Below are 6,844 nucleotides of genomic sequence, written 5' to 3'. Positions count from 1 at the left end.
TACCGACTGAACCCGGCCTGCAGAAAGAGATGGCTTTACTTTTTTCCATAATACAGGAGAAAGCTCAAAACCTACCAATCTGTCAAGCACCCGTCTCGCTTGCTGCGCATAAACCAGATTGTAGTCTATCTTTCTGGGATTCTCGATAGCTTTAAGAATGGCTGTCTTCGTAATTTCGTGGAATACTATACGCCTGGTTTTGTCTTCCTTAAGACCAAGGGTTTCAAACAGGTGCCACGATATCGCCTCTCCCTCACGATCCTCATCCGAGGCAAGCCACACCATTTCAGCGTCCTTGGAAAGCTTTTTCAGCTCATTGACAACAGCTCTTTTATCTGCCGGAACTTCATAGCGCTGTTCAAAATTATTGCTGACGTCAATAGCATCATCTGTTTTGATCAGGTCACGGATATGTCCATAACTTGATTTAACAAGAAAGTCTTTACCTAGATACCCTTCTATAGTTTTTGCCTTAGCCGGTGATTCAACAATAAGTAGATTTTTAGCCATTCAGTACAATGAGTTTCTGCAAATAAAGACAATATTAAAGGGAAAGCCAAATTAGGGGTATTAAACCCGATAAATGCTCGTTGAAAAAAGTAATCGGTAATCGGTTATCAGTAATCAGTACAAATCGGATAGATGGGCGTTTAGAGTGAGATTGTATTGGAAGTGGCCACTAGCCGCAGTTCGTGCGAGGTAATTCGAGAGCATGCGCTTCACAGCAAGCTGTTTAACTGCAAAAAGAATCTGCTTTTTGGATCATGGAATTAAGCATTTTACCGATTTGATCATATTGAAGGCGGAGCTCTTCAGCATTATCTGAAGTTATTTAAGAGCAGTCTGTTGCCACCTCCAACCAATGTTGCGTCTCAAGTTGTTCTCCGTCGGCGTCTGTCAATTTACTTATAAAATGTCGTTGATAATTTCTTTTAGCCCAGGATTCTGCTATTTGAGCACCGACGGATCTGGAGGATCTTCGTATCTGGTCCGTCAAAGAATATCTTTCCTCTTTTGGAAACGACTTGGAAATCTCGAATATCTTTTTGGCTAGAATTCTCGATACGTTATAAACATGCAAATCCCGGAAGCTTTTCACATATTCCATTGCGGAATTTACAAAAAATACAGATAATAGCCCATATCAAACCGATCTCTCAATGAGATAACCTCTGACCATAACAGCGGTTATACTAAACTCGGTGTGTACGTACGCACTGATTACTGATTACTAAATAACCTCAGCTACTTATACCAGAAACCCACCGCCAAGCAAATCATTCCCTTCATAAAAAACCGCTGACTGTCCCGGTGCAATTCCTGACACAGCGTGATGGAAGTCAACCTCAATTGTATCGCCTTGTTGAGTAAGCGTGCTCATTGCACCTGAATCCTTATATCTGATCTTGGTGATCGCTTCAAGCGGTTCGGTGAGGCTTTCGTATTTCACCAGATTAATATTTCTCACAATAGCTTCCGAACGCTCCAGTTCATCAAGAGTACCAAGCATTACGGTGTTTGTTTCCGGAAGAATGCGCGTTACGAACATCGGATGACCAAATGCTACACCCAGCCCTTTGCGCTGTCCAATAGTGTAATAAGGATATCCCTGATGCTTTCCTGCAATAGTGCCATCGTTTAGCATAAAGTTTCCGGGACCAATCCGGTCATCAAGATCAGTAACTTTGTTTCTTAAAAAGGCCCTGTAGTCATTATCTGGTACAAAACAGATCTCGTAGCTTTCCGATTTATTGGCAAGCTCAAGCTGTCCCATATCTTTTGCCATTTGTCTGATCTCTGCTTTTGCAAAGCTGCCCAAAGGAAATTGTGTGCGGGCAAGATTCTCCTGAGAGACGCCCCAAAGCACGTAAGACTGGTCCTTATGCTCATCCTTACCTTTAGATATTACATATCTTCCATTATCCTGCTGACGGATGTTTGCATAATGTCCGGTTGCAATAAATTCACAGTCAAGTTTATCAGCACGTTTTAACAGCGCTTCCCATTTGATATGGGTATTACAGAGGACACATGGATTCGGTGTCCGTCCGGCAAGGTATTCATCAACAAAATTGTCGATTACAAAATCACCAAACTCATCACGTATATCCAGAATGTAATGAGGGAAGCCATAGCCCACAGCCAGCGCACGCGCATCATTGATGCTGTCAAGGCTGCAGCACCCCGTTTCTTTCGAAGAGCCACCAGAGGACGCGTAATCCCAGGTTTTCATCGTAAGTCCGATCACTTCATACCCCTGCTCGTGTAGCATTACTGCCGCTACCGAACTATCCACACCACCGCTCATGGCTACCAGAACTCTGCCTCTTTTACTCATTCATATTCAATTCGCTGCAAAGATAGGGGTTTGCAAGGTATTTTTTGGTAGGGGAAGTGTCAGTGAGGGGTCTTTTTTGATATGTACAACGAGTTTTAACCCTGCCTGACGGCAGGTAGGGGCAGAGATCGCGAGTTGCAACGCAGAGAACTAAAATAGTTTGGCGTTAATATTTTTGTAATTCTTTGCGCCCCTCTGCGTAAAACTCTGCGCTCTTTGCGGTTAATTCCTACGCTTATTTAATATACACCGTCTTTATATTTACAAACTCCTTAATCCCGTAATGAGAAAGCTCACGTCCATACCCGGACTGTTTGATCCCGCCGAAAGGTAAGCGGGAGTCTGACTTAACCAGGGCGTTTACAAAGCATGCGCCCGCCTGGAGCTGTGTTGCTGCAATGTTTTCGACCCTTTTTACATCCCTCGAAAATATTGCGGCTCCAAGGCCAAAGACCGAATCATTAGCAAGGTGGATCGCGTGCTGTTCATCTTTAGCGCTGATGATTGCTGCAACCGGACCGAATAGCTCCTCGTCATAAGCAGGCATACCTTTGGTGACGTTCGTTAATACAGTAGGAGGATAAAATGCATTATTCCCATCAGGGATGAATCCGCCCAATAAACATGTGGCGTTCATATTCAGGCTTTCCTTCACCTGTTCATGGAGCTCGTCTCTTAAGTCCATTCGCGCCTGGGGACCAATATCAGTTTTTTCGTCAATGGGATCGCCCATTATTTTCGAGGACATTTTTTTTACAAAAAGCTCTGTAAATTTTTCAATCACCTCCTCGACAACAATAAAACGTTTTGCTGCAATACAGCTTTGTCCGCTATTGATTGTCCGGCTGTTTACACAAGTCTCGGCAGCCAGTTCCAGATCAGCGTCATGAAGGATGACATAGGCATCACTTCCGCCTAGCTCAAGAACAGTTTTTTTTATCAGTGACCCTGCTTTTTCAGCTACTTTTTTACCTGCAGCGGTGCTGCCCGTAAGTGTTACAGCCCTTACCCATTCGTTTTCGATAACGGCATTCACTTCGGAGCCCGGGATTAGAAGCGTCCTGAATACATTTTCGGGGAAGCCTGCTGCTTTAATAATGTTCTCAATTTCAATGGCGCAGCCAAAAACATTTGAAGCATGTTTGAGGATACCGCAGTTACCTGCCATAAGAGTAGGGGCAAGAAATCTGGTCACCTGCCAGAAAGGAAAATTCCACGGCATAATTGCCAGTACAACACCAATCGGCTCAAAGGTTACGTAACTCTTCGATGCGTCGGTACTTATCAGTTCAGGCTTTAAAAGATCCGCGGCATTTTTAGCATAAAATTCACAGCATTCTGCACATTTCTCGATCTCAGCAATTCCACCCTTTAAAGGCTTACCCATTTCCAGGGCCATAAGCATGGCAAGGTCGGACTTGCGTTCACGGAGAATGCGGGCCGTGTTATTTAGAAGTTCTGCTTTTTTGGAGAATGGTACATTTCTCCAGTTCGCCCATGCGCTATTTACTGCGTTAACAATGCCTGCCACTTCATTCGCAGTATGTGTTTCATAAGACTGAATGACAGCACCGTCAAATGGGTTCGTCGAATTTATTATCATTCTCCGCTAAGGAATCACTTTTTCTTCACAGAATCACCATCGATCTTATCTTTTAATCTGCGCCCAGCACTGTCAATGGTATTTCCGGTTTGCTGAAGCTTTTCCTTAATTTCCTTTCCGGCGCCCTTCAGCGTAGATTCAATGGAATCTACCCGAGCTTTCGTTGAGGTAATAATATCATATACAGCGCCGTTTCTGAAAACTACCGTCCGGTCAGCAAGGTCATACTTCCACATCTCAGCTACCAGGACATCACGCTTAGAAGTCGGTTCCCCAACCTGTTTTATTACTTCTTCCTTTGTCATTCCTTTTTTGACGCTTGAAAATTCCTGTTGCTTTTCGGTACATGAGCTTAGCATTATACAGCATAAAATGGTAATCAGATAATTTTTCATTTTGTGATCTTCGTTTAGTTAACAGGTAAACAACACACACCAATATAAGTTTTTTATCCTTAACTGAATTTCAGATTCCAATCGTTTCTTATTCGATTCATGTTGAGAACTCAACGTTATGTTTAAAATTCCTCAAGCCAATCAGTCCCTAATTCCTTTACTTTTAAGCCGAACCTGCATTTGTACATTCTACGTGCCGCCCGGTGACACAGCGCTTAGATACTTAAAACCTACAACTTATAACTTTACAGCGTTTAGGAAACTTAAAACGTATCACGTACAACGAATGACTCACATTAAACACGAAATCATCTTATGCGAGCGCTGCAGCAAACCCGTCGTGTGTAAAGCAAATTCTTATTTCCAATGCCAGTGCAGTCAGGTGCAGCTAAGTCTCAATGAATTGCAATTTGTGAGCGAGTCTTTCGAGAAATGCTTATGTGCTGATTGTTTGAATGAATTAAAGCTGGAGTATCAGATGTTTCTAAAAGGCTGAAGAAAACAAGCGAAATTCACGGGTTGGCCCTATAATCGCAGTGACTAATAAAACGTTACAATCGGTGTCTGGGAACCAGCGGATAATTGATTATTTTGGTTTAAAATTACTTTCATGAAATTCAAGATATTTTTAGCCGTGTTTATTCTGGGGATTTCTCAGGTAATGGCGCAGAAAAGTGCAAGTGATGAGATTAAGACCAGTAAAGGATTGCTTAAAATCAATCCGGTAACACACGCCTCTTTTGTACTTACCTGGGATAATAAAATAATTTATGTAGATCCTACAGGTAATCGTGAGATGTACAAGACATTTGCAGCGCCGGATATTATCCTGATAACCGACATCCATGGTGATCACCTGGATCTAAAAGCCCTCGAAGCGTTAAACACCAAAAAAGCAATAATAGTGGCTCCCCAGGCGGTAGCAATCCAGCTTCCCGCGTCATCGCGGGATAAACTGGTGATACTGAATAATGGAATGCAGACCAGTCAGCTAGCCATTATGGTGAAGGCTGTTCCAATGTACAATCTTCCCCAGACGATGGACTCGCGTCATGCGAAAGGCCGGGGAAATGGTTATCTGCTGACGATTGGCGGAAAGAGCATTTACATATCCGGAGATACCGAAGATATTCCGGAAATGCGCGCCCTCGAAGATGTTGACATTGCTTTTGTATGTATGAATTTGCCGTATACGATGGATATTAATCAGGCAGCGAGTGCCGTGCTGGAATTTAAGCCCTCAATAGTTTATCCGTACCACCACCGGGGACAGGATATCAATGCCTTTAAGAAACTGGTTAACAATAAGAACAGGAAGATCGATGTCAGGGTAAGGAATTGGTATCCCTTATTAAATTGAAAGTTGAAAGTGGAGAGTTGAAAGTAATCATCGCATTGGCTACGCATAAGCTGTCAACATCACCACACAATCGTGCCGAGGTATGTGCTGTTCGAAATGCTTCCCCGGTTAATCAAAATGCTAAAGCCGGAGCCTCTATGAATTTTTGTTAGTTAAATCCTTTTTGGTTTTAATCCTTCCTGAATTTCTGTAGTCAGACAGATATAATCAATGGTGCAAATATGAAAACCACGTTAAAATATTTCTTCCTGCCCTTCGGCGTATTTGTTACGCTAATAATGTTCTCATCGTTTATAAGAGAAACACCCGCAAATTCCGCTTTTCCATACAAGAGCGCAGGGCTTACTGAACGACAGGCCGCTGCTCATTTATTAAGCCGCTTTACGTACGGGGCAAGGCCAGGCGATATTGATGCAGCGATTAAAATGGGTCTTGAGAAGTGGTTTACGCAGCAATTGAAAGGTGATTTAGCGGACGACTCACTAAAGTTGATGCTCAAAAATTATGACGCGATCAACCTCAGTAACAATGAGGTTTCTAAAATATATCCGAACGGTGGCCAGATTCTCAGGATGGCGATAAGGGACGGCGTGATCCATAAAGATTCCGTTGCGCAAGCCGGTAAAAAAGACTATCGGCAGCAGCTTATGGACTATATGAAACAACATGGGTATAGACCTCAGGCAGACCTTCAGCGACAATTGATCAGTCAAAAAATACTTCGTGCAGCCTATTCCAATAACCAAACCCGCGAGCTGTTAACTGACTTTTGGTTCAATCACTTTAACGTTTCCTTATCTAAAGGGCAATCAGCGGAATTTATTCCGGCGTATGAACGGGATGTGATCCGGCCAAATGTGTTCGGAAGTTTTGAGGAGTTGGTTCTCGAAACGGCAAAAGCTCCGGCGATGCTGACTTATCTGGATAATTTCAGCAGCTCTGGTACGCCCGAAAGCCTTGCACAGCCAGCTAATCCGCAGCTTCAAAAGCGAATTGCTTCAAGCGTGTCAATGAATGTTGCTGACACCTCAATGAGGGCAAAAGCGATTGCCAAACTTCAGCAGAATAAAAAAACACAGGGACTTAATGAAAATTATGCCCGCGAAGTGATGGAGCTTCATACTCTGGGTGTTGACGGAGGATATACT

8 protein-coding genes are annotated in these 6,844 nt (G+C 43.2%); 3 read left to right on the top strand and 5 right to left on the bottom strand.

Features of this window, described 5'->3' with window-relative positions; genetic code table 11:
* From WKF69_RS17905 to WKF69_RS17885, 5 genes are all read right to left on the bottom strand, one after another.
* Window positions 1–510: toprim domain-containing protein (locus tag WKF69_RS17905; RefSeq protein ID WP_340383650.1), on the bottom strand; the 510-nt coding region annotated here is incomplete at its 3' end.
* A 322-nt stretch (window positions 511–832) separates the two neighbouring features.
* Window positions 833–1,108: a four helix bundle protein gene (locus WKF69_RS17900; RefSeq protein WP_340383649.1), complete on the bottom strand. Its 276-nt coding sequence runs from the start codon at window positions 1,106–1,108 to the stop codon at window positions 833–835.
* Window positions 1,109–1,249: 141 nt separating this feature from the next.
* The gene (gene mnmA / locus WKF69_RS17895) at window positions 1,250–2,338 is read right to left on the bottom strand and encodes a tRNA 2-thiouridine(34) synthase MnmA (RefSeq protein ID WP_340383647.1); all 1,089 of its coding nucleotides are present in this window, start codon (window positions 2,336–2,338) and stop codon (window positions 1,250–1,252) included.
* A gap of 235 nt (window positions 2,339–2,573) precedes the next feature.
* The gene (locus tag WKF69_RS17890; RefSeq protein WP_340383646.1) at window positions 2,574–3,941 is read right to left on the bottom strand and encodes an NAD-dependent succinate-semialdehyde dehydrogenase; all 1,368 of its coding nucleotides are present in this window, start codon (window positions 3,939–3,941) and stop codon (window positions 2,574–2,576) included.
* A 14-nt stretch (window positions 3,942–3,955) separates the two neighbouring features.
* On the bottom strand, window positions 3,956–4,336 hold the full coding sequence (locus WKF69_RS17885) for a hypothetical protein (protein ID WP_340383644.1): 381 nt from the start codon (window positions 4,334–4,336) through the stop codon (window positions 3,956–3,958).
* A 118-nt stretch (window positions 4,337–4,454) separates the two neighbouring features.
* On the opposite strand from WKF69_RS17885, the gene WKF69_RS17880 reads away from it, so the two are divergent.
* The 3 genes from WKF69_RS17880 to WKF69_RS17870 all read left to right on the top strand — a co-directional run.
* Window positions 4,455–4,832 carry a cysteine-rich CWC family protein gene (locus WKF69_RS17880; protein WP_340383642.1) on the top strand — a complete coding sequence of 126 codons (378 nt, stop codon included), beginning with the start codon at window positions 4,455–4,457 and terminating at the stop codon, window positions 4,830–4,832.
* 114 nt (window positions 4,833–4,946) lie between these two features.
* Window positions 4,947–5,696, top strand: coding sequence for an MBL fold metallo-hydrolase (locus tag WKF69_RS17875; RefSeq protein WP_340383640.1), 750 nt, complete (start codon window positions 4,947–4,949; stop codon window positions 5,694–5,696).
* 221 nt (window positions 5,697–5,917) lie between these two features.
* A partial coding sequence (locus WKF69_RS17870) for a DUF1800 family protein (protein WP_340383637.1) occupies window positions 5,918–6,844 on the top strand: 927 nt, incomplete at its 3' end.

The organism is Daejeonella sp. (genome assembly GCF_037719425.1).
Classification (GTDB): Bacteria; Bacteroidota; Bacteroidia; order Sphingobacteriales; family Sphingobacteriaceae; genus Daejeonella.
Note: the sequence above shows the minus strand (reverse complement) of the source record. Positions and strands in the feature narration are given on the sequence as shown.